The organism is Curtobacterium sp. 9128, from assembly GCF_900086645.1.
GTDB lineage: Bacteria > Actinomycetota > Actinomycetes > Actinomycetales > Microbacteriaceae > Curtobacterium.
Map to the genome: position 1 here is coordinate 702812 of NZ_LT576451.1, position 18913 is coordinate 721724.

The window sequence follows — 18913 nt, forward strand, 5'->3', positions numbered from 1 at the left end:
AGCGAGCCTCAGCGACCGACACCGAACCGCGTCGTCACCCCCGGCGAGTACAGCACCGAGTCCGGCGGCAGCTCCGCGAGCGAGAACGGCAGCCCTGCGGCCCCCAGCAGGTCGTCCCGCACCATCCGCACCGACGCCCGGTGCAGTGGCCACGACTCGTGCTCGTTCGGCCAGAACCGCGTGACCCCGGCTCGACGGACGTGCATGCCCCACCGCGCCGTCAGGAACGTGTCGAGCGCCGAGGGCTCGTCGATCGCATCGCCGATCGACACGTCGACCACCGACCGCAGCTGCGTCCCGTGTCGACGCATCGCGTACCCGACCCGACCAGAGCCGACCCGGCACTCGGCACGCGCCCAGTGGTACGGCAACCCGGTGAGCGTCCGAGCACCGATGGTCGGAGCGAGGCGCCCGGCATCGAGCGACAGGAACACGACCCCGTGCTGTCCGTGCTCGTCGACGGTGTACACGCGGACGTTCACCTCGACGAAGGTCCCGAGTCCGTCCGGCACGGCGATCGGCGGGAACCGGGTGTCCTCGAACCGGAACCCGATGAGCCCCACCCACGTGGTCGTCCCGTCGTCGGTGCCGTCCGCGGCCATCGTGTCGGGTCGGGTCCCCGCCGGCAGGAGCGGTGCCACCGCCGAGATGTCCACCCGCCAGTGCACGAAGACGACGTCGCGCCACGCCTGCTCGATCCACGGTCGCCCCGGCAGAGCAGGGGCAACCGCCTGGAGGCCCGGCTCGAACCCGGCAGACCGGGCGGCGGTCACGAGACGCTCGCGTCGTCGATGTGGGTCGCCACCGGCGCGTCGTCCCACCCCTGCTGCGGGGTGTCGCAGGTCCCACGGAAGACGTACTGCGACGGCCGCTTGCGCTCGCTCGAGGTCCAGTCGATCGCGGGTCGCCGACGCTCCGGCGGCAGGTACCCGATCCGGTACACGGCCATCAGCTCGAGCTCCGGCGGCACGCGCAGCAGCCCCTCGATCTCCTCCCACGCGCCGGGGGTCTCCATCGGGAACGACACGAACTGGATGCCGAGGCCGAGCTCGGTCGTCGACAGCCAGATGTTCTCCATCGCGGCGCCCATGCTGAACACCGAGTAGAAGCCGGAGAGCTCCTCCTTCCGGTACTCGTGCCGGTCGAGCATCACCCCGAGCAGCAGTGGCGACCCGGCGACGAGCTTCCGGTTCTCCTCGCCGAGCGTCTGCGGCACCCGGAGCGTGTTCATGAGGAGCTGCCCGCGCTTCGTGAACACCTGCTTCGTGAAGGGCTTGAGCGGCCCGGGGAGCTTGTCGAACAGCATCCCGTCGCGCCGTTCGTCCATCTCGGCCTGGCTGAAGCGGAAGTAGGGCTTGTAGCGCTGGAAGAACGTCCCCTCGGCCATCGTGCGGGTCATCGAGCGCCCGCTGATCTCCGCGACGCGTTCGATGGTCGGCCGTTCCTCGACGAGCACGAACCGCCACGGCTGGCTGTTCAGCTGCGACGGAGCCCGGCCGGCGAGCTCGACGAGGAGCCGCTGGTGCTCCTCGGAGACCGGATCGGGCAGGAACGCCCCGTTCGTCGTGCGCCGGCGCCGGATGGCCTCGAAGAGCTCCACTGCTGTCCTCCCAGCGGTCATCGCCGGAACAGCATCGCCCCGAGGTAGGACGGCGCGGCGGCGACCGCGACTCTCCAGTGTGCTCCGGTGCGGGGGTTGGTGCGCGGCGCCATCGCGAGCGGCACCAGTGCCGGCAGCAGGAACAGCGCCGACCGGGAGCGCGTCCAGAACGGCGTGGTCGCCGCGACACCCGTGAGGGTCGCGGTCACGACGAACAGGCCGTGGTGCACGAACCGCAGCTTCTTCGTCCGGATCAGGCGCACCGCCACGGCGGTGCCCCAGAGGCAGTTGGCGACGTAGGCGGCGGTCGCAGCGGTGACCATCCGGCGGGCGGCCACCGATCCGCCGGGAGGCTGGGGGAGCCTCCCGGCCGTCGTCTTGCGTCCCATGGATGCCAACCTACGCGCTCACCCCCCGAGATCATCCATGATGCTGACGCGTGGAATATCAGTATTCAGTACGGTGAAAGGATGACATCGAGTTCCGAACGCCACCGTTTCATCGACGTGCTCAGGGGCTTCGCGCTCTTCGGCATCCTCTTCGTCAACGCGATCGACATCTCGCGTGTCGGGAGCGGCTGGGTCGAACTCCACAACACCGCGCTGCCGGCCGACCCGGTCCGCGATCTGCTGTACCTCACGACGCAGACGCGGTTCGTCCCGATCTTCAACACGCTGTTCGGAGTGAGTCTCTTCTTCGTCCTGCAGGGCGCTCGGGAACGCGCCGCACGGCCCTGGCTCGTGATGGTCCGCCGACTGGTGGGTCTGGTGCTCATCGGTGCCGTGCTCATGCTGGTCTACCCGGGGAACGTCCTGACCGAGTACGGCGTCGCCGGACTGGTCGTGCTGCCGATCGTCCTGTTCGCACCCCGCTGGCTCACCCTGACTGTCGGGGTGGTGCTCACGGTGGCCGGGTACGCGCTGACCGGAGGCGGTCTCGCGGCGACACCGGGGCTCATGCTGCTCGGCGCCGGACTCGCTGCCTACGGCATCCCGAAGGCGCTGGGCGGCTCGGGGCGCTGGGTCGTCGTGGTGTTCGTCGTCGCGACCGCGGTCGGTGTCCCGCTGGCGTGGGCGCAGGTGGCCGAGCACTCCGGGGACCCGCGGTTCTCCGTCATCGGTGGGATCGCCGGTGGCGTGACGGCGGTGGCTTACACGACCGGGCTCGCCCTCCTCTGGCGGACTCCACTCCGACGAGGACTCGCGGCGTTCTTCGAGCCGCTCGGGCGGATGGCGCTCACGAACTACGTCGCCGCAGCTGTGGTGCTCGCCGCCATCAGTGCGGTCGTGGACTTCTCCATGGTGACTGCCGTGTGGCCGGTCGTGGCGATCGGCTTCGTGCTCATCGTGGTCCAGTCGGTGTGCAGCCGATCCTGGCTCCGGCGTTTCGCCTACGGGCCGGTCGAGTGGCTCTGGCGGACGGCGACCTGGGTGCGTCCGGCACCGTGGCGGTCCGTGGCCCGATGACGGCGGTTCAGGCGGATTCGCGCGAGACGAGCCGGGACAGCACGATAGCGCTGCGGGTGTGGTCCACCTGCGGGGCGAGCCGGACCCGATCGAGCGCTTCCTCGAGCGCGGGGAGGTCCTTCGAGCGCATGTGCACCACCGCGTCGGCGCTGCCCGTGACCGTGCCGGCGTCGACGACCTCTGGCACGGAGTCGAGCAGCGAGCGCAGCTCGTCGGGGGAGACCGTGCCGCGGCAGTAGAGCTCGACCCAGGCCTCGGTGCCACGGTCCTCGACCGCGGGGTCGACCTTGATCGTGAACCCACGGATGACGCCGTCGGCGACGAGCCGGTCGACGCGACGCTTCACGGCCGATGCGGAGAGCCCGACGATCGATCCGATGTCGCCGTAGCCGGCGCGTGCGTTGTCCCGGAGTTGATCCAGGATGCGGTGGTCGAGCGAATCCATCGATGACCATCGTACGCGGAGTTCTTGCGAGAACGTCGGGCTGAACGCACGAAACGTGCGCGCCGACCTGCTGCCTTCTCCGCCGCGGCTTCCCTAGACTGGGCCTCGGCGTCGACCTGGTCCGCCCGCGGAACACACGGTGAGTGAGCCTGCATCTCACCGAGATCTCTCGAGGTGGTTCCTGGCAGGCTCGGGCCCGAAGTCCCAGGAGGACTCCAGTGTCGACTCAAGCACCCGCCACCACCACGGCACCGTTCCGGACCGCCACGAAGCGCACGATCCTGATGTGCAAGCCGGACTTCTACACGGTGAGCTACCGGATCAACCCGTGGATGCACCCCGAGGACCCGACCGACACCTCGAAGGCCGTCGCGCAGTGGCAGGACCTGTACGACGTGTACCAGGGGCTCGGCTTCGAGATCCACCTCATCGACCCGATCGACGGCCTGCCCGACATGGTCTACGCGGCGAACGGCGGCTTCGTCCTCGACGGGGTCGCGTACGGCGCCAAGTTCCAGTACCCGGAGCGCCAGCCCGAGGGCCCCGCGTACATGGACTGGTTCCGGCAGGCGGGCCTCCGGGTCGCCGAGCCCGTCGAGACGAACGAGGGCGAGGGCGACTTCCTGCTCGTCGGCGACGTCATCCTCGCCGGCACCGGGTTCCGGTCGGACAGCACGTCGCACGACGAGATCGCGAAGGTCTACGGCCGCGACGTCATCACCCTCAAGCTCATCAACCCGAGCTTCTACCACCTCGACACCGCCATCGCCGTGCTCGACCCGGAGCCCGACGCCGAGGGCAAGTCGAACATCGCGTACCTCGAGAGCGCGTTCGACGAGCCGTCGCTGGCGATCCTCCGTGAGCGCTTCCCGGACGCGATCATCGCGACCGAGGAGGACGCCGCGATCCTCGGCCTGAACTCGTACTCCGACGGGTACAACGTCGTGATCGCCTCGCGTGCGACGACCTTCGCGTCGCAGCTGCGCGAGAAGGGCTACAACCCCATCGGCGTCGACCTGTCCGAGCTGCTGCTCGGCGGCGGCGGCGTGAAGTGCTGCACGCTCGACCTGCACCCCGTCGGCACCGGCACGTCCGTGGCCCGGTCCGTCTGATGACCGGGTCCAGCACCGCGCTCGGCACGAAGACGGCCGCGGCGCTCGCCGTCGAGGACCGCGCCCTCGCGCACAACTACAGCCCGCTGCCCGTCGTCATCGCGTCGGGCGACGGCGCGTGGGTGACGGACGTCGACGGCAAGCGGTACCTGGACGGTCTCGCGGCGTACTCCGCCGTGAACTTCGGGCACGGCAACGCCAGGCTGCTCGATGCCGCACGCGCGCAGCTCGACCGCGTCACGCTGACCAGCCGCGCGTTCGTGAACGACCAACTCGGGCCCTTCGCCGCGGGGCTCGTCGAGCTGACGGGCACCGACATGGTGCTCCCGATGAACACCGGGGCCGAGGCCGTCGAGTCCGCGATCAAGGTGTCGCGGGCCTGGGGCTACCGGGTGAAGGGCGTGCCGCAGGGCAAGGCCACGATCATCGTCGCGTCGGGGAACTTCCACGGCCGGACGACGACGATCATCTCGTTCTCGGACGACCCGGTCGCGCACGACGACTTCGGGCCGTACACGCCGGGGTTCCGGACGGTGCCGTACGGCGACGCGTCGGCGCTGCGGGACGCGATGGACGACACCGTCGTCGCCGTGCTCGTCGAGCCGATCCAGGGCGAGGGCGGCGTGGTCATCCCGCCCGCGGACTACCTGCCGTCGGTCCGGGCGATCTGCGACGAGTTCGGCGCGCTGTTCGTCGCCGACGAGATCCAGTCTGGGCTCGGGCGGACCGGGCACACCCTCGCGGTGTCGCGCGTCGACGTCCGTCCCGACCTCATCACGCTCGGCAAGGCACTCGGTGGCGGGATCGTCCCCGTGTCCGCGGTGGTCGGCTCCCGCGATGTGCTCGGCGTCCTGCGCCCAGGGGAGCACGGCTCCACGTTCGGCGGGAACCCCCTGGCCGCGGCGGTCGGCTCCGAGGTCGTCGCGATGCTCGGTGAGGGCACCTTCCAGCAGCGGGCACTCGCCGGCGAGCCGGTCCTCCGTGGGCTGCTCGACGACCTGGTCGGCAAGGGTGTCGTGACGCACCGCGTCGCCGGGCTCTGGGCGGGCATCGACATCGACCCGGCACTTGGCACCGGCAAGGAGATCGCGACGGCGATGGCCGAGCGCGGGGTGCTCGTCAAGGACACCCACGGGTCGACGATCCGCTTCGCGCCGCCGCTCGTCGTGACCGACGACGAGATCGCCACGGCGATCGGGGCCCTGGAGTCGGTCCTGCGCGACCGCAACTGACCTGCCGGACCCGCACCAAGCCTCCCGGCCGGTGCCGGCCCGCGGTCAGACCGCCCAGCGCTCCGCGAGCTCGTCCATCAGCGAGTCGAGTCGCTCGTCGACGACCTGGGCTTCCGGGTGTGCCTCGAACCAGGCGATGACCTCGCGAGCACCTTGCCGGTACGTCGTGCGCGGGCGGTACCAGGGCACGAGCCCGCGGATCTTGCTGTTGTCGAACACCGAGCTGTTGGCCTTGTCGCCGAGCAGCGCTGCGCCCCACTCGGCGTCAGCCGCGGCGATCGCGTCTGCTGGAACGTGCACGATCTTCAGGTCGTCGACCCCGGCCGCGTCGGCGATCGTCCGCGCGATGGCGTTCCACGTCGGGGCCTCGTCGCTCGTGATCGTGAACGCCTCGCCGATCGCCTCGTCGCGGTCGAGCAGACCGGTGAACCCGACGGCGAAGTCGCGGCTGTGCGTCAGGGTCCAGAGCGAGCTTCCGTCGCCCGTGATGATGATCGGCTTGCCGGCGCGCATCCGGGCGACAGCGGTCCACCCGCCGGTGAGGGGGAGCTTCGTCTCGTCGTAGGTGTGCGACGGGCGGACGATCGTCACCGGGAAGTCCTGCTCGCGGTACGCCTGCACGAGCAGTTCCTCGCAGGCGATCTTGTCGCGGGAGTACTGCCAGTAGGGGTTCTTCAGCGGGGTCGACTCGGTGATCGGCAGGTGCGTCGCGGGGGTCTGGTACGCCGAGGCCGAGCTGATGAAGACGTACTGGTTTGTCCGGCCGGCGAAGAAGTCGATGTCGGCCTGCACCTGGTCCGGCGTGAAGGCGATCCAGTTGACGACGGCGTCGAAGTGTCGATCGCCGAGGGCGTCCGCCAGCGCCGCCCGGTCGGAGACGTCGGCGCGGAGCCGGGTGACGGCGTCGGGCAGCTGCCGCGCGTCGGTGGTGCCGCGGTTCAGCACCGTGACGTCGATGCCCTGCGACACCGCCTCGTGCACGCAGGCCGCGCTGATGACGCCGCTTCCGCCGATGAACAGGACACTCGCTCCGTTGCTGGTCATGGGTCCACGAAACCACGTCGTGCGGCGGGGGTCGCGCAGCTTCGGCCGCGGAGCGCCTCGTCCTCGCTGCGGAGGTGTGGCCGGGACGAAACTGCGTTGCTATCACCGACGTGAAGACCCCGGAACGATCACTGGCTCAGGCCACATCGCCGGGGTTTCGTCTTGTCGCTCGTCGCTTGGCGGCGCATCCATGAGCGCACGAGACCGGGGGACTAGCGTCACGACCGAGCCGCACCGACGCGGCCACGACAGGAGTGACACGCACATGGAGTACCGCTACCTCGGCAACTCGGGCCTCAAGGTCTCCGAGATCACCTACGGCAACTGGCTGACCCACGCGTCCCAGGTCGAGAACGACGCCGCCATCGCCTGCGTCCGGGCAGCGCTCGACGTCGGCATCTCGACGTTCGACACCGCCGATGTGTACGCCAACACCGGTGCCGAGACCGTCCTCGGCGAGGCACTCAAGGGCGAACGCCGGCAGTCGCTCGAGATCGCCACGAAGGTCTTCGGGCCGACCGGACCCAAGCAGCACAACGACACGGGGTTGTCGCGGAAGCACATCCTCGAGTCGATCGACGGCTCGCTCGGTCGCCTGCAGACGGACTACGTCGACCTGTACCAGGCGCACCGCTTCGACTACGAGACCCCGCTCGAGGAGACGATGCAGGCCTTCGCTGATGTCGTCCGGCAAGGCAAGGTGCTCTACGTCGGCGTCTCCGAATGGACCGCCGAGCAGCTGCGCGCGGGTGCGGCGCTGGCGAAGGAGCTCGGCTTCCAGCTCATCTCGAACCAGCCGCAGTACTCGGCGCTCTGGCGGGTCATCGAGGGCGAGGTCGTCCCGACCTCGAAGGAACTCGGCATCTCGCAGATCGTCTGGTCGCCGATCGCGCAGGGCGTGCTCACGGGCAAGTACAAGCCGGGCCAGCCGCTGCCCGAGGGCTCGCGTGCCACCGACGACAAGGGCGGCGCGGACATGATCAAGCGGTTCATGCGCGACGAGGTGCTGTCGTCGGTGCAGGAGCTCGAGCCCATCGCGAAGGAGCTCGACCTGTCCATGGCGCAGCTCGCGGTCGCGTGGGTGCTGCAGAACGAGAACGTCGCGTCGGCGATCATCGGCGCATCGCGTCCGGAGCAGGTGCAGGACAACGCCGGCGCCGCGGGGGTCACGATCCCGGCAGAGCTGCTCTCGCGGATCGACGACGTCCTGGGCGGCGTCGTCGAGCGGGACCCGGCGAAGACGAACGACAGCTCGCCGAAGACCCGAGAGGCCTGAACGGCAGACCCGAGAGGCTTGAACGGCGAAAGGCCCCTCACTCGCGTGAGGGGCCTTTCACCGTGGCTGGACACGGCATCGATCCGTGGACCTTTCGATTTTCAGTCGAACGCTCTACCAACTGAGCTATCCAGCCGTGGCGACCCTGACGGGACTTGAACCCGCGACCTCCGCCGTGACAGGGCGGCACGCTAACCAGCTGCGCTACAGGGCCATGTTGTGTTGTGTCTTGCTCTTCGTACCGGTCTTGCTCTGCACTACGTTACTTGCTCACTCCGGAGAGTGACCCCAACGGGATTCGAACCCGTGCTGCCGCCGTGAAAGGGCGGTGTCCTAGGCCACTAAACGATAGGGCCGCAAGCAGTGCATCGCGCTACCGATGGACAAGCATACGGATGCCCCGCCCCGATGACAAATCGGGGCCCCGGACGTGCGTCCTTCCGGCGTGTCGCGGGTCTCCGTACACATGCCGCAGCTTCACTCACCGTGGAGCAAACTGCTCCGATCGTGGGAGAGACTCCTGACGATCATGTGCCGTCGATGGCCGAGTGCGACCATCGTCGTCGGCCCGTGCCCCTCATCCGAGGGGCTGGAGCGGGTCGGCACCTGTTGTTACTGTTGCGTTTGTTAACAGTGTTACGTGCGTGAGCCTTGCCGCGCTGTTACGAAATCGAGATACATGTCGACCTCACCTTCGCAGTCCCTCAGCTACCGTCGCCGCCTCATCGCGGCAGCGGTCGCCGTCGTGCTCACCGCCGGGACCATCGCCGCGATCGCCCCGGTCGAGCAGGCCTCGGCGGCGAGCTACCCGAGCTGGAACGACGTGCAGGCGGCCAAGGCGTCGCAGGCCGCACAGCAGGAGAAGGTCACCGAGATCAAGGGCCTGATCTCGAACCTCAAGGCCGACGCCGCGGCGAAGCAGAAGTCGGCGGACGCTGCCGGGACGGCGTACCAGACGGCGCAGACGAAGTACGACGAGGCCACGCTCCAGCAGCAGAAGCTGCAGACCCAGGCGGACGAGGCCGAGAAGACCGCGGCCCAGTCGGAGCAGCAGGCGGGTCAGCTCGCGGCACAGCTCGGTCGGGCCAGCGCGAACGACGTCACGACGGACCTCCTGACGCACCCGACCGACTCGAAGGACTACCTCTACGAGCTCGGCGCCATGTCGAAGCTCAGCGAGCAGGCCGACGGCATCTACTCCCAGGCAACGCAGGACCGGGGGACCGCACAGGCCCTCGCGGACAAGTCGGACGTCGCGAAGAAGGCGCTCGGTGACCTCGCCGACGCCGCGCAGCAGAAGATGCAGGCCGCACAGTCCGCAGCGGATGCGGCCGAGAAGGCCGTGGACGCGCAGAACAGCAACCAGGCGCGGCTCGAGGCGCAGCTCACCCTGCTGACCTCGAACGCGTCCGACGTCGAGGCGAAGTACAACAAGGGCGTCGCCGCCGAGAAGGCCCGTCAGGCGGCACTGGCGAAGGCTCGCGCGGAGGCCGCGGCGAAGGCGGCTGCCCAGGCGCCTGCGGCGAGCGGTGGGACCGGCGGCGGCGCAGCGAACGCGTCCGGCTGGGTCCGCCCGAGCGCCGGGTACCAGACGAGCCCGTACGGCTACCGCATCGACCCGTACACCGGAGCGCACGCGCTGCACGCCGGCGTCGACCTGGCCCCCGCCTGCTACTCCCCGATCTACGCGGCCCACGACGGCACCGTGACCTTCGCGGGCAACGGCGGCGGCTACGGCAACGAGGTCGTGCTCGACAACGGCGGCGGCATCTCCACCGCCTACGGGCACATCGTCAACGGCGGGATCATGGTCGCGAGCGGCCAGCACGTCTCCGCCGGGCAGCAGATCGCCCAGGTCGGTTCGACCGGCTGGTCGACCGGGTGCCACCTCCACTTCGAGACCCGGGTGAACGGCGCCGCCGTCGACCCGGTCCCCTTCATGGCAGCGCGGGGGATCTCGGTATGACCGTGTGCGCGCCCGAGAGGCCCTGACACCACATGAAGAAGCCTGCACGTTCCCTCGCCTGCGGGATCGCGACCGTCTCGTTGCTCGGCATCGGGCTCTCGGTCACGATCGCCGGACCGGCCGAGGCGGCACCCAAGGCCCCGTCGTGGGCGGACGTGCAGGCGGCGAAGGCCGACCAGGCCGAGACGCAGCAGACGGTCGACGAGCTCGCCTCGCGCCTGTCCTCGCTGCAGGACTCGGCGGACCAGGCCGGGATCGTGGTGCAGCAGGCGGGCCAGACGTACGCGCTCGCGGCGTCGGAGCAGCAGGAGGCGCAGTCGACGCTCGACGACCTCAGCGCGCAGGCCAAGCGGGCGAAGACGAAGGCGGACGACTCCGCGTCGCAGGTCGCAGCACTCGTGGTCGAGCTCTCGCGCACCGGCGGCGGTGACCTGTCCACGAGCATGCTCGTCGACTCCTCGGACGCGAAGGACCTGCTCTACCAGGTCGGCACGATGTCGCACCTGTCCGAGCGCTCGGCGACGGTGCTGGCGCAGGCGAAGGCCGACCAGCGGACGGTCGACTCCCTCGCCGCGCAGAAGTCCCAGGCGACGAAGGCGCTCGCGAAGGCGACCGACGCCACGAAGTCCGCGCTCGACGCGGCCAACGACACGGCGGCGTCCGCGAACGCGAAGCTCGACGAGGCGCAGAGCCAGCAGAACGAGGTGCTCGAGCAGCTCGCGTTCCTCAAGGGCACGACCGTCGCGACCGAGAGCGCGTACTACACCGAGCAGCGCGCGAAGCAGGCCGAGGCGCAGCTGGCGTCGCAGACCACGACCACCACGTCGAAGAGCGCCGCGAAGCCGAGCTCGAACACCGGATCGAACACCGGCACGAACCCCGGCGCGACGAACCCCGGCACCTCGAACCCCGTGACGCCGAGCCGCCCGTCGAACCCCGCGCCGTCGCAGCCGAACAACCCCGCGCCGTCGAAGCCGAGCAACCCGGCACCGAGCAACCCGGCGCCCAGCAACCCCGCCCCGAGCAACCCCGCACCGTCGCCGTCGAAGGCCGCCGGCGCGATCGCCTACGCCCGCGGACAGCTCGGCAAGCCGTACGTCCTCGGCGGCGCCGGCCCCAACACGTGGGACTGCTCCGGCCTGGTGATGATGGCCTACAACTCCCAGGGCATCACCACGGGCGGCCACAACGTGGTCTGGCAGTACAACCACTTCGCGTCGATCGGTCGCCTCGTGCCGCTCTCGCAGCGGCAGCCGGGCGACATCCTCTTCTACTCGTCGAACGGCACCGCGTCCGGTGGGTACCACGACTCGATCTACACCGGCGGCGGGATGATGGTCGAGGCCGCGCGCCCCGGTGTCGGCGTCGTCGAGCGCGCGATCTGGACCCCGAGCCAGCTGCTGCCCTACGTGGCACGCCCGAGCGGCTCCCTGTAGCAACGCAACGCACCCCCGTACGAACATCGCGCCCCGTCAGGACAGGGCGCGATGTTCGTACGGGGGTGCGATCCCGTGACCGGCAAGCTGCGCGAGCCGGGACGGACCGTCAGTGACCGGCGGGCACGTACGCGGCCTGGCCGGCCGTGACGATCGCCTCGGCCTCGGCGGCGTCGCCCCAGCCCTCGGCCTTGACCCACTTGTTCGGCTCGAGGTCCTTGTAGCGCTCGAAGAAGTGCGCGATCTCGGCCTTCGTCTGTTCGTCGACGTCCGAGATGTCCTGGATGTGCGCCCAGCGCGGGTCCTTGGCGGGGACCACGAGGACCTTCGCGTCGTTGCCGGCCTCGTCGCTCATCTTGAAGACGCCGACCGGGCGGACCTTCACGCCGACGCCGGGGAAGGTCGGGTACTCGAGCAGCAGCAGCGCGTCCACGGGGTCACCGTCGTCCGCGAGCGTCTTCTCGAAGAAGCCGTAGTCCGTCGGGTAGACGAACGACGTGAACAGCACGCGGTCGAGGTACACGCGACCGGTCTCGTGGTCCACCTCGTACTTGTTGCGGCTGCCCTTGGGGATCTCGACGACGACGTCGTACGCGGCCATGTGTGCACTCCTGGTTTGTCGATGGGTCTGTCGGAGGTTCCGAAAGCGCGGCTAACGTTACCGGGTGAACTCTCCGCGTCCCCGGCTGGATCCCGCAGTCGCCGACACCCGTCGCGCGGTCCGCGACCTCCTCGCGCAGGCGATCGACCAGGACCTCGTGCACGCCGGCGACCTGGTCCTCGTCGCGCTGAGCGGCGGACCCGACTCGCTCGCACTCGCCGCGGCCACCGCGTTCGAGGCACCCAAGCAGGGACTCCGGGCCGGCGCGGTCGTCGTCGACCACGCGCTCCAGGCGGGCTCCGAGGCGGTGGCGAGCGGAGCCTCCAGGCAGGCATCCGAGCTGGGTCTGGACCCGGTGGAGGTCCGCAGGGTCGCGGTCGGCACCGCAGGTGGTCCGGAGGGCGCCGCACGGGAGGCCCGGCACGCGTCGATCGCGGACGTCGCGTCCGCCGTCGGGTCGCCGCTCGTGCTGCTGGGCCACACCCTGGACGACCAGGCCGAGACGGTGCTGCTCGGCCTGCTGCGCGGCAGCGGGCCGGACAGCCTGTCCGGCATGCGCCCGCTGGCGGTCCGCGACGCCGGGCCGGCCTACGGCCGGCCGCTGCTGACGGTGCGGCGGCACACCACCAGGCAGGCGTGCGCCGCTGCCGGGCTCGCGCCGTGGCACGACCCGCAGAACGACGACCCGGCGTTCACCAGGGTGCGCGTCCGGAACACCCTCATGCCGGTGCTCGAGCGCGAACTCGGCGCCGACGTGCACGAGGCACTGGCCCGCACGGCCGACCAGCTGCGGGAGGACTCCGCGGCGCTCGACCACTTCGCGGAGGAGATGGCCGAGGACCTCGCCGAGCACTCCGAGGCCGGCATCTCCCTGTCCGTGCGGCAGCTGCACGCGAACCCACCTGCCCTCCGGCAGCGGCTCGTCCGGCTCGCGGTGGAGAGCGAGTTCGGCGTGACGCTGTCCAGGGTGCAGACGCTCGAGGTCTGCCGACTCGTCACCGAGTGGAGCGGGCAGGGGCCGATCGACCTCCCCGGCGTCCAGGTGTCGCGGAGCGGGGATCGTCTGCTCTTCGCAGCGAGTTAGGCTGTCCCGGTGGAACTCTCCGACGTGCAGGACGACCTCTCCGAAGTGCTCTTCACCCCCGAGCAGATCGACGACAAGATCGCCGAGCTCGCGGCGGCGGTGGACCGTGACTACGGGGACAAGGACCCGCTGCTCGTCGGCGTGCTGAAGGGCGCGGTCATGGTCATGGCCGACTTCTCCCGCCACCTGACGCTCCAGGCGAAGATGGACTGGATGGCCGTGTCGTCCTACGGCTCCGGCACGAAGTCGTCCGGTGTGGTGCGGATCCTCAAGGACCTCGACACCGACCTGCACGGTCGCGACGTCATCATCGTCGAGGACATCATCGACTCCGGTCTGACGCTGTCCTGGCTCAAGCAGAACCTCGCGTCCCGTGGAGCCGCGAGCGTCGAGATCGTCGCGCTCCTCCGCAAGCCAGAGGCGGCGAAGGTCGAGGTGGACGTCAAGTACGTCGGCTTCGACATCCCCGATGCCTTCGTGGTGGGATTCGGCCTGGACTACGACGAGCGGTACCGCAACCTGCGCGGTATCGGGGTCCTCGCCCCGCACGTCTACTCCTAGACGGGTCGTCGGCGAACGGGGAGTTCGCCCGCAGAGGACACCCATTCTCGCCACAGAATCGCGGCCGTATGCTGATCAGCACGCAACTTCGGCAGAGAAAGGTGTCGGGCCCTGGCGCCCGGATCACATGGACTTCAAGCGCATCCTCCGCGGGCCGTACATCTACGTGCTCATTGCGATCGTGGGGATCTGGATCGGCTGGGCGTTCATCTCCCAGTCCGGCACCCAGCAGATCGACACCCAGAAGGGCCTCGAACAGCTCGCCGACGGCAAGGTCTCCTCCGCGGTCGTGAACTCGACCGACCAGCGCGTCGACCTCACCCTGAAGGACGGCGGCGCCACCGAGCAGTTCTACTACTCGACGCCGCGCGGCACCGAGGTCGTCGAGGCGGTCGCCAAGGCCGACCTGCCGAAGGGCTACAACGACACCGTCCAGCAGTCGAACTGGTTCTTCACGCTCATCCTGACGCTGCTGCCGTTCCTGCTCATCGGAGCCCTGTTCTGGTTCCTGCTCTCGAGCGCCCAGGGCGGCGGTTCGAAGGTCATGCAGTTCGGCAAGTCCCGGGCGAAGATGAACAACAAGGAGAACCCGCAGGTGTCGTTCGCCGACGTCGCGGGCTCCGACGAGGCGATCGAGGAACTCCACGAGATCAAGGAGTTCCTCAAGGAGCCGGCGAAGTTCCAGGCCGTCGGCGCCAAGATCCCGAAGGGCGTGCTGCTGTACGGCCCTCCCGGAACCGGCAAGACGCTGCTCGCTCGAGCCGTCGCCGGCGAAGCGGGTGTGCCGTTCTACTCGATCTCCGGTTCGGACTTCGTCGAGATGTTCGTCGGTGTCGGTGCGAGCCGTGTCCGTGACCTCTTCGAGCAGGCCAAGGCGAACTCGCCGGCCATCGTCTTCATCGACGAGATCGACGCCGTCGGTCGTCACCGCGGTGCCGGCATCGGCGGTGGCAACGACGAGCGCGAGCAGACGCTCAACCAGCTCCTCGTCGAGATGGACGGCTTCGACGGCAAGACGAACGTCATCCTCATCGCCGCGACCAACCGTCCCGACGTCCTCGACCCCGCGCTCCTCCGCCCCGGCCGCTTCGACCGCCAGATCGGCGTCGACGCGCCGAGCCTGCAGGGCCGCAAGCAGATCCTCGAGGTGCACGCGAAGGGCAAGCCGCTCGCCGCGAGCGTCGACCTCGAGCTCCTCGCCCGCAAGACGCCGGGGTTCACCGGCGCCGACCTGGCGAACGTGCTCAACGAGGCCGCACTGCTCACCGCCCGCTCGAACGCGCAGCTCATCGACAACCGTGCCCTCGACGAAGCGGTCGACCGCGTGATGGCCGGCCCGCAGCGCAGGACCCGGATCATGTCCGACCAGGAACGCCTCATCACCGCGTACCACGAGGGCGGCCACGCCCTGGCGGCAGCGGCGATGCGCCACACCGACCCGGTCACGAAGATCACGATCCTGCCGCGCGGCCGCGCCCTCGGCTACACGATGGTGCTCCCGCTCGAGGACAAGTACTCCGTCACCCGCAACGAGCTCCTCGACCAGCTCACCTACGCCATGGGTGGACGCGTCGCCGAGGAGATCGTGTTCCACGACCCGACCACGGGTGCGTCGAACGACATCGAGAAGGCCACTGGTACCGCACGCAAGATGGTCACCGAGTACGGCATGAGCCAGGCCGTCGGTTCCGTCAAGCTCGGCTCCGGGTCGAGCGAGCCGTTCGTCGGCCGTGACATGAGCGGCGGCACCGGTCGCGACTACTCGGAGAACATCGCCGAGATGGTCGACGCCGAGACGCGTGCCCTGCTCGAGTCCGCGCACGACGAGGCGTACCAGGTGCTCAACGACAACCGCGACATCCTCGACCGTCTGGCCGGCGAGCTCCTCGAGAAGGAGACGCTGGACGCGCCGGAGCTCGTCGAGATCTTCAAGGACGTCCGGAAGCTGCCGGAGCGCCCGCAGTGGCTGTCGAGCGACAAGCGCCCGGTCAGCGACCTGCCCGCGATCGAGGTCCCCGGCAAGGCGGCGAACACCGCGGCCGAGACGACCGACGAGCCCTCGAAGACCCGTCGTCACCGTCCGTTCGGCAACCCGGGTATCGCCCCCGCGTAGGCCGGATGTCCGACCTGCCGACGCGACGTTCGCGCCGACTCGCTGCGATCGACCTCCGAGCACCGGAACCGGTGCCGGAGGTCGTCGTGCGCCGTCGCCGTGACCGCGGTGCCCCGACGCCCGAGCGCACCCGGGTGATGGGCATCCTCAACGTGACTCCGGACTCGTTCTCCGACGGCGGGCTGCACCTCGGGATCGACGCCGCCCTGGCGCACGCGCGCGAGCTCGTCGCCGCCGGGGCCGACATCATCGACGTCGGCGGGGAGTCCACCCGCCCCGGCGCCGACCGGGTCCCGCTGGCCGTCGAGCAGGAGCGCGTGCTGCCCGTCGTGCGCCAGCTCGTCGCCGAGGGGATCGTGGTGAGCGTCGACACCATGAACGCCGACACCGCCGAACGTTCGGTGGAGCTCGGTGCCGCGATCGTCAACGACGTCTCCGGCGGCCTGGCCGACCCGGACATGGCGCGCGTCGTCGCATCCACGGGGACGGGCTTCGTGGTGATGCACTGGCGTGGCCACAGCGACCGGATGTACCGCGACGCCGTGTACGAGCACGCGGTGGACGAGGTCCGTCGCGAGGTCGAGATGCGCGTCGCGGAGCTCATCGTGCTCGGGGTCCGGCAGGAGCAGGTCGTCATCGACCCGGGGCTCGGGTTCGCGAAGCAGGGCGTGCAGAACTGGGAGATCCTGGCCGGGTACGAGCGCTTCGCGTCGATCGGCCTCCCCGTGCTCGTCGCCGCGTCCCGCAAGCGCTTCCTGGACGGCGTCGGCAGCCCGGCGGGCGCCCCGCCGAAGGACCGCGACCTCGCAACAGCCGCCATCAGCCTCCTCTCCGCCGAGCGCGGGGCATGGGGCGTCCGCGTGCACGACCCCGCACCGACCCGCGCGGTGCTCGACGTCTGGGAAGCCTGGAGGGCAGCTCGATCGTGAACGACACCATCCGCCTCGTCGGGGTCCGCGCCCGCGGCCACCACGGCGTCTTCGACCACGAGCGCGCCGACGGACAGGACTTCGTCGTCGACGTCGCGGTGGAGGTCGATGCCCGCGCTGCCGCCGGCTCCGACGACCTCGACCGCACCGTGCACTACGGCGTGCTGGCCGAGCAGGTCGTCGCCGAGATCGAGCGCGACCCGGTCGACCTCATCGAGACCCTGGCGGAGCGCATCGCCGCCGCCGTGCTGACGCACCGGGCTGCCCTGGCGACCGAGGTCACCGTGCACAAGCCGCAGGCGCCCATCACGGTGCCGTTCACCGACGTCTCGATCACCATCCGCCGCGAGCGAGCCGCCGAGCCAGCCGACGAGCGGACGGGCGCCGCGTGATCCGCGCCGTCATCGCCCTCGGCGCGAACCTCGGCGACCGGGGGAGCACGCTGCGCGCCGCCGCCGCCGAGATCGCGGCGATCCCCGGGGTCGCACCGGTGTCCTCCAGCCACGAGGTCGAGTCGGTCGCCCTGACGCTCGACGGACTCGACCGGACGAAGCCCCGGTACCGGAACGCGGTCGTGGTCGTCGACACCACGCTGACGCCCCAGGAGCTCCTGGACGCCCTGCACGTCGTCGAGGACACCCACGGCCGGACCCGAGAGGTCCGCTGGGGTGATCGCACCCTCGACCTCGACGTCGTCGCGATCACGGACGACGCCGGTGTGCACCAGCGCATCGACACCGAGACCCTCACGGTGCCGCACCCCCGCGCGCACGAGCGTGCGTTCGTGCTCGCGCCGTGGCTCGACGCGGACCCGGACGCCGTGCTGCCCGGCAGCAGGCCGGGTGCCGGGCCGGTCGCCGACCTGCTCGCCGCACTCGGCGACGACACCGACCGTGTCGACGAGCCGCGCCTGTTCGCGGAGCCGACCCGAGCCTCCCGGCCGACTGCGCCGACCGCGCCGACTGCGCCGACCGCGCCGATTGCGCCGACCGCGCCGACCGCGCCAGCGACCACGAGCGAGAGGACCCCGTGAAGCCCACCCGCGCCTCCACCCTGATCAGCGTCGCCGTCGTCGCGGTGATCGCCGGCTTCGCCCTCGACGCCGCACTGGCGTCCCGGCAGGCCCCCACGCTCATCCTGTTGTCGCCCCTCGGGCTGACGCTCGCGTTCATCGGCATCGCCCTCGTGATCATGGCCGTCCCCGTCCGGCGGCACGTGAAGGGCAGGGCGGAGCGCCGCGTGGACCCGCTCTACGCGACCAGGGTGGTGGTGCTCGCCAAGGCCTCGAGCATCATCGGGGCCCTGCTCGGCGCGTTCGCGCTCGGGCTCATCGCGTACCTCCTGACCCGTTCGGTGACGCCTTCGCTAGGCTCGACCCTGCCGAACGCCGTGGCGGTCGGTGGCGGAATCGTGCTCACCGTGTGCGCGCTCGTCGCCGAGCGCATGTGCATCGTCCCGCCGGACGACGATCGTGACGACCAGCAGGGCGGCACCACGGCGAACTGAGACACCAGGAGGGGCCCAGATGCCGCGCGAACGACTCGACGAGCCGGGACTCGGGCTGACCGGCATCACCTGGACCAGGGTGTCGCCGAAGCTCCTCTGGACGGAACTCGTGCAGACGGTGCTCGCCGGAGTCGTCGTGACCGCCGGGTGCGTGATCATCGGCGTCGTCAGCGGCGGGTTCGAACGCACCGCAGGCGTCGTCTGGATCCTGATCGGCATCGTGGTCGCGGTCGTCACCCTCGTCACCGCGGCGCTGACCCCTCGTCGGGTCCGTGCGATCGGCTACGCCCTGCGCGAGGACGACTTCGTCCTGCGCCGCGGGCTGATGTGGCAGCGCTTCACGGCGGTGCCGTACGGCCGGCTGCAGCTCGTCGACGTCGCCCGCGGCCCGCTCGACCGTGCGCTCGGCATGAGCGAGCTGAAGTTCGTGACGGCCGCAGCGTCGACCAACGTGCGCGTGCCGGGCATCCCCGCCGAGGACGCTGACGAGCTCCGCGACCGGCTCGTGGAGCTCGCCGAGACCCGTCGCGCCGGGCTGTAGG

At 70.2% G+C, this 18913-nt stretch carries 20 protein-coding genes and 3 tRNA genes; 14 read left to right on the forward strand and 9 right to left on the reverse strand.

All coding sequences use genetic code 11. The features are described 5' to 3' along the window. Window positions 1–8 precede the first annotated feature (8 nt). Genes QK288_RS03575 through QK288_RS03585 form a run of 3 tightly spaced genes read right to left on the reverse strand, consistent with a single transcriptional unit; the run spans window position 9 to window position 1989 of the window. Window positions 9–773 (reverse strand): DUF2071 domain-containing protein, encoded by a 765-nt coding sequence (locus QK288_RS03575; RefSeq protein ID WP_281266440.1) that lies wholly within the window; start codon window positions 771–773, stop codon window positions 9–11. Further along, window positions 770–1621 carry a nitroreductase family protein gene (locus QK288_RS03580; protein ID WP_281266441.1) on the reverse strand — a complete coding sequence of 284 codons (852 nt, stop codon included), beginning with the start codon at window positions 1619–1621 and terminating at the stop codon, window positions 770–772. Before QK288_RS03580 ends, QK288_RS03575 begins: the two co-directional genes overlap by 4 nt. Beyond that, a complete protein-coding gene (locus tag QK288_RS03585; RefSeq protein ID WP_281266442.1) occupies window positions 1618–1989 on the reverse strand; it encodes a hypothetical protein in 372 nt (123 codons plus the stop codon). Before QK288_RS03585 ends, QK288_RS03580 begins: the two co-directional genes overlap by 4 nt. An 81-nt stretch (window positions 1990–2070) precedes the next feature. Between QK288_RS03585 and QK288_RS03590 the strand changes: the two genes are divergently transcribed. Continuing rightward, window positions 2071–3066 (forward strand): DUF418 domain-containing protein, encoded by a 996-nt coding sequence (locus QK288_RS03590; RefSeq protein WP_281266443.1) that lies wholly within the window; start codon window positions 2071–2073, stop codon window positions 3064–3066. 7 nt (window positions 3067–3073) lie between these two features. Here the strand turns inward: QK288_RS03590 and QK288_RS03595 are convergent, their stop codons facing one another. After that, entirely contained in the window at window positions 3074–3511 is a 438-nt protein-coding gene (locus QK288_RS03595) for an Lrp/AsnC family transcriptional regulator (protein ID WP_281266444.1), read from the reverse strand. Window positions 3512–3729: 218 nt separating this feature from the next. On the opposite strand from QK288_RS03595, the gene ddaH reads away from it, so the two are divergent. Next, the gene (gene ddaH, locus QK288_RS03600; protein WP_348639036.1) at window positions 3730–4623 is read left to right on the forward strand and encodes a dimethylargininase; all 894 of its coding nucleotides are present in this window, start codon (window positions 3730–3732) and stop codon (window positions 4621–4623) included. Beyond that, window positions 4623–5855 (forward strand): ornithine--oxo-acid transaminase, encoded by a 1233-nt coding sequence (gene rocD / locus QK288_RS03605; RefSeq protein WP_281266445.1) that lies wholly within the window; start codon window positions 4623–4625, stop codon window positions 5853–5855. The genes ddaH and rocD overlap by 1 nt, the downstream gene beginning before the upstream one ends. Window positions 5856–5900: 45 nt before the next feature. On the opposite strand, the gene QK288_RS03610 is transcribed toward rocD, so the two are convergent. Further along, a complete protein-coding gene (locus QK288_RS03610) occupies window positions 5901–6899 on the reverse strand; it encodes an SDR family oxidoreductase (RefSeq protein ID WP_281266446.1) in 999 nt (332 codons plus the stop codon). A 265-nt stretch (window positions 6900–7164) separates the two neighbouring features. On the opposite strand from QK288_RS03610, the gene QK288_RS03615 reads away from it, so the two are divergent. Further along, on the forward strand, window positions 7165–8175 hold the full coding sequence (locus QK288_RS03615; protein ID WP_281266447.1) for an aldo/keto reductase family protein: 1011 nt from the start codon (window positions 7165–7167) through the stop codon (window positions 8173–8175). Window positions 8176–8238: 63 nt separating this feature from the next. Here QK288_RS03615 and QK288_RS03620 read toward each other — a convergent pair. The 3 genes from QK288_RS03620 to QK288_RS03630 form a co-directional block, all read right to left on the reverse strand. Next, window positions 8239–8311: transfer RNA gene (locus QK288_RS03620), tRNA-Phe, on the reverse strand. Between the two features lies 1 nt (window position 8312). After that, window positions 8313–8389 (reverse strand) — tRNA-Asp (locus QK288_RS03625). A 69-nt stretch (window positions 8390–8458) separates the two neighbouring features. Further along, window positions 8459–8531, reverse strand: a tRNA-Glu gene (locus QK288_RS03630). A 323-nt stretch (window positions 8532–8854) separates the two neighbouring features. On the opposite strand from QK288_RS03630, the gene QK288_RS03635 reads away from it, so the two are divergent. Next, window positions 8855–10141 (forward strand): M23 family metallopeptidase, encoded by a 1287-nt coding sequence (locus tag QK288_RS03635; protein WP_281266448.1) that lies wholly within the window; start codon window positions 8855–8857, stop codon window positions 10139–10141. Window positions 10142–10173: 32 nt separating this feature from the next. After that, window positions 10174–11577, forward strand: coding sequence for a C40 family peptidase (locus tag QK288_RS03640; RefSeq protein ID WP_281266449.1), 1404 nt, complete (start codon window positions 10174–10176; stop codon window positions 11575–11577). Window positions 11578–11686: 109 nt separating this feature from the next. Here the strand turns inward: QK288_RS03640 and QK288_RS03645 are convergent, their stop codons facing one another. Further along, the gene (locus QK288_RS03645; protein WP_070417329.1) at window positions 11687–12178 is read right to left on the reverse strand and encodes an inorganic diphosphatase; all 492 of its coding nucleotides are present in this window, start codon (window positions 12176–12178) and stop codon (window positions 11687–11689) included. 64 nt (window positions 12179–12242) lie between these two features. On the opposite strand from QK288_RS03645, the gene tilS reads away from it, so the two are divergent. The 8 genes from tilS to QK288_RS03685 all read left to right on the forward strand — a co-directional run bounded on the left by tilS (window position 12243) and on the right by QK288_RS03685 (window position 18912). After that, the gene (gene tilS, locus QK288_RS03650; RefSeq protein WP_281266450.1) at window positions 12243–13262 is read left to right on the forward strand and encodes a tRNA lysidine(34) synthetase TilS; all 1020 of its coding nucleotides are present in this window, start codon (window positions 12243–12245) and stop codon (window positions 13260–13262) included. Window positions 13263–13271: 9 nt separating this feature from the next. Next, the gene (hpt, locus tag QK288_RS03655; RefSeq protein ID WP_144765016.1) at window positions 13272–13823 is read left to right on the forward strand and encodes a hypoxanthine phosphoribosyltransferase; all 552 of its coding nucleotides are present in this window, start codon (window positions 13272–13274) and stop codon (window positions 13821–13823) included. A 127-nt stretch (window positions 13824–13950) separates the two neighbouring features. Further along, entirely contained in the window at window positions 13951–15936 is a 1986-nt protein-coding gene (gene ftsH / locus QK288_RS03660) for an ATP-dependent zinc metalloprotease FtsH (protein WP_281266451.1), read from the forward strand. A gap of 5 nt (window positions 15937–15941) precedes the next feature. After that, a complete protein-coding gene (gene folP, locus QK288_RS03665; protein WP_281266452.1) occupies window positions 15942–16865 on the forward strand; it encodes a dihydropteroate synthase in 924 nt (307 codons plus the stop codon). After that, entirely contained in the window at window positions 16862–17257 is a 396-nt protein-coding gene (gene folB, locus QK288_RS03670) for a dihydroneopterin aldolase (RefSeq protein ID WP_281266453.1), read from the forward strand. The genes folP and folB overlap by 4 nt, the downstream gene beginning before the upstream one ends. Next, window positions 17254–17898 carry a 2-amino-4-hydroxy-6-hydroxymethyldihydropteridine diphosphokinase gene (gene folK / locus QK288_RS03675; protein ID WP_281266454.1) on the forward strand — a complete coding sequence of 215 codons (645 nt, stop codon included), beginning with the start codon at window positions 17254–17256 and terminating at the stop codon, window positions 17896–17898. The genes folB and folK overlap by 4 nt, the downstream gene beginning before the upstream one ends. Continuing rightward, a complete protein-coding gene (locus QK288_RS03680; RefSeq protein ID WP_281266455.1) occupies window positions 17895–18371 on the forward strand; it encodes a DUF3180 domain-containing protein in 477 nt (158 codons plus the stop codon). The genes folK and QK288_RS03680 overlap by 4 nt, the downstream gene beginning before the upstream one ends. 19 nt (window positions 18372–18390) lie before the next feature. After that, window positions 18391–18912 carry a PH domain-containing protein gene (locus QK288_RS03685; protein WP_281266456.1) on the forward strand — a complete coding sequence of 174 codons (522 nt, stop codon included), beginning with the start codon at window positions 18391–18393 and terminating at the stop codon, window positions 18910–18912. Window position 18913 lies beyond the last annotated feature (1 nt).

Coding starts and splice junctions, on each gene's coding strand:
- QK288_RS03580 (WP_281266441.1), bottom strand. CDS start 1,621: ATGACCGCTGGGAGGACAGCAGTGGAGCTCTTCGAGGCCATCCGGCGC.
- QK288_RS03585 (WP_281266442.1), bottom strand. CDS start 1,989: ATGGGACGCAAGACGACGGCCGGGAGGCTCCCCCAGCCTCCCGGCGGA.
- QK288_RS03590 (WP_281266443.1), top strand. CDS start 2,071: ATGACATCGAGTTCCGAACGCCACCGTTTCATCGACGTGCTCAGGGGC.
- QK288_RS03595 (WP_281266444.1), bottom strand. CDS start 3,511: ATGGATTCGCTCGACCACCGCATCCTGGATCAACTCCGGGACAACGCA.
- rocD (WP_281266445.1), top strand. CDS start 4,623: ATGACCGGGTCCAGCACCGCGCTCGGCACGAAGACGGCCGCGGCGCTC.
- QK288_RS03610 (WP_281266446.1), bottom strand. CDS start 6,899: ATGACCAGCAACGGAGCGAGTGTCCTGTTCATCGGCGGAAGCGGCGTC.
- QK288_RS03615 (WP_281266447.1), top strand. CDS start 7,165: ATGGAGTACCGCTACCTCGGCAACTCGGGCCTCAAGGTCTCCGAGATC.
- QK288_RS03635 (WP_281266448.1), top strand. CDS start 8,855: ATGTCGACCTCACCTTCGCAGTCCCTCAGCTACCGTCGCCGCCTCATC.
- QK288_RS03640 (WP_281266449.1), top strand. CDS start 10,174: ATGAAGAAGCCTGCACGTTCCCTCGCCTGCGGGATCGCGACCGTCTCG.
- QK288_RS03645 (WP_070417329.1), bottom strand. CDS start 12,178: ATGGCCGCGTACGACGTCGTCGTCGAGATCCCCAAGGGCAGCCGCAAC.
- ftsH (WP_281266451.1), top strand. CDS start 13,951: ATGGACTTCAAGCGCATCCTCCGCGGGCCGTACATCTACGTGCTCATT.
- folP (WP_281266452.1), top strand. CDS start 15,942: ATGTCCGACCTGCCGACGCGACGTTCGCGCCGACTCGCTGCGATCGAC.
- QK288_RS03685 (WP_281266456.1), top strand. CDS start 18,391: ATGCCGCGCGAACGACTCGACGAGCCGGGACTCGGGCTGACCGGCATC.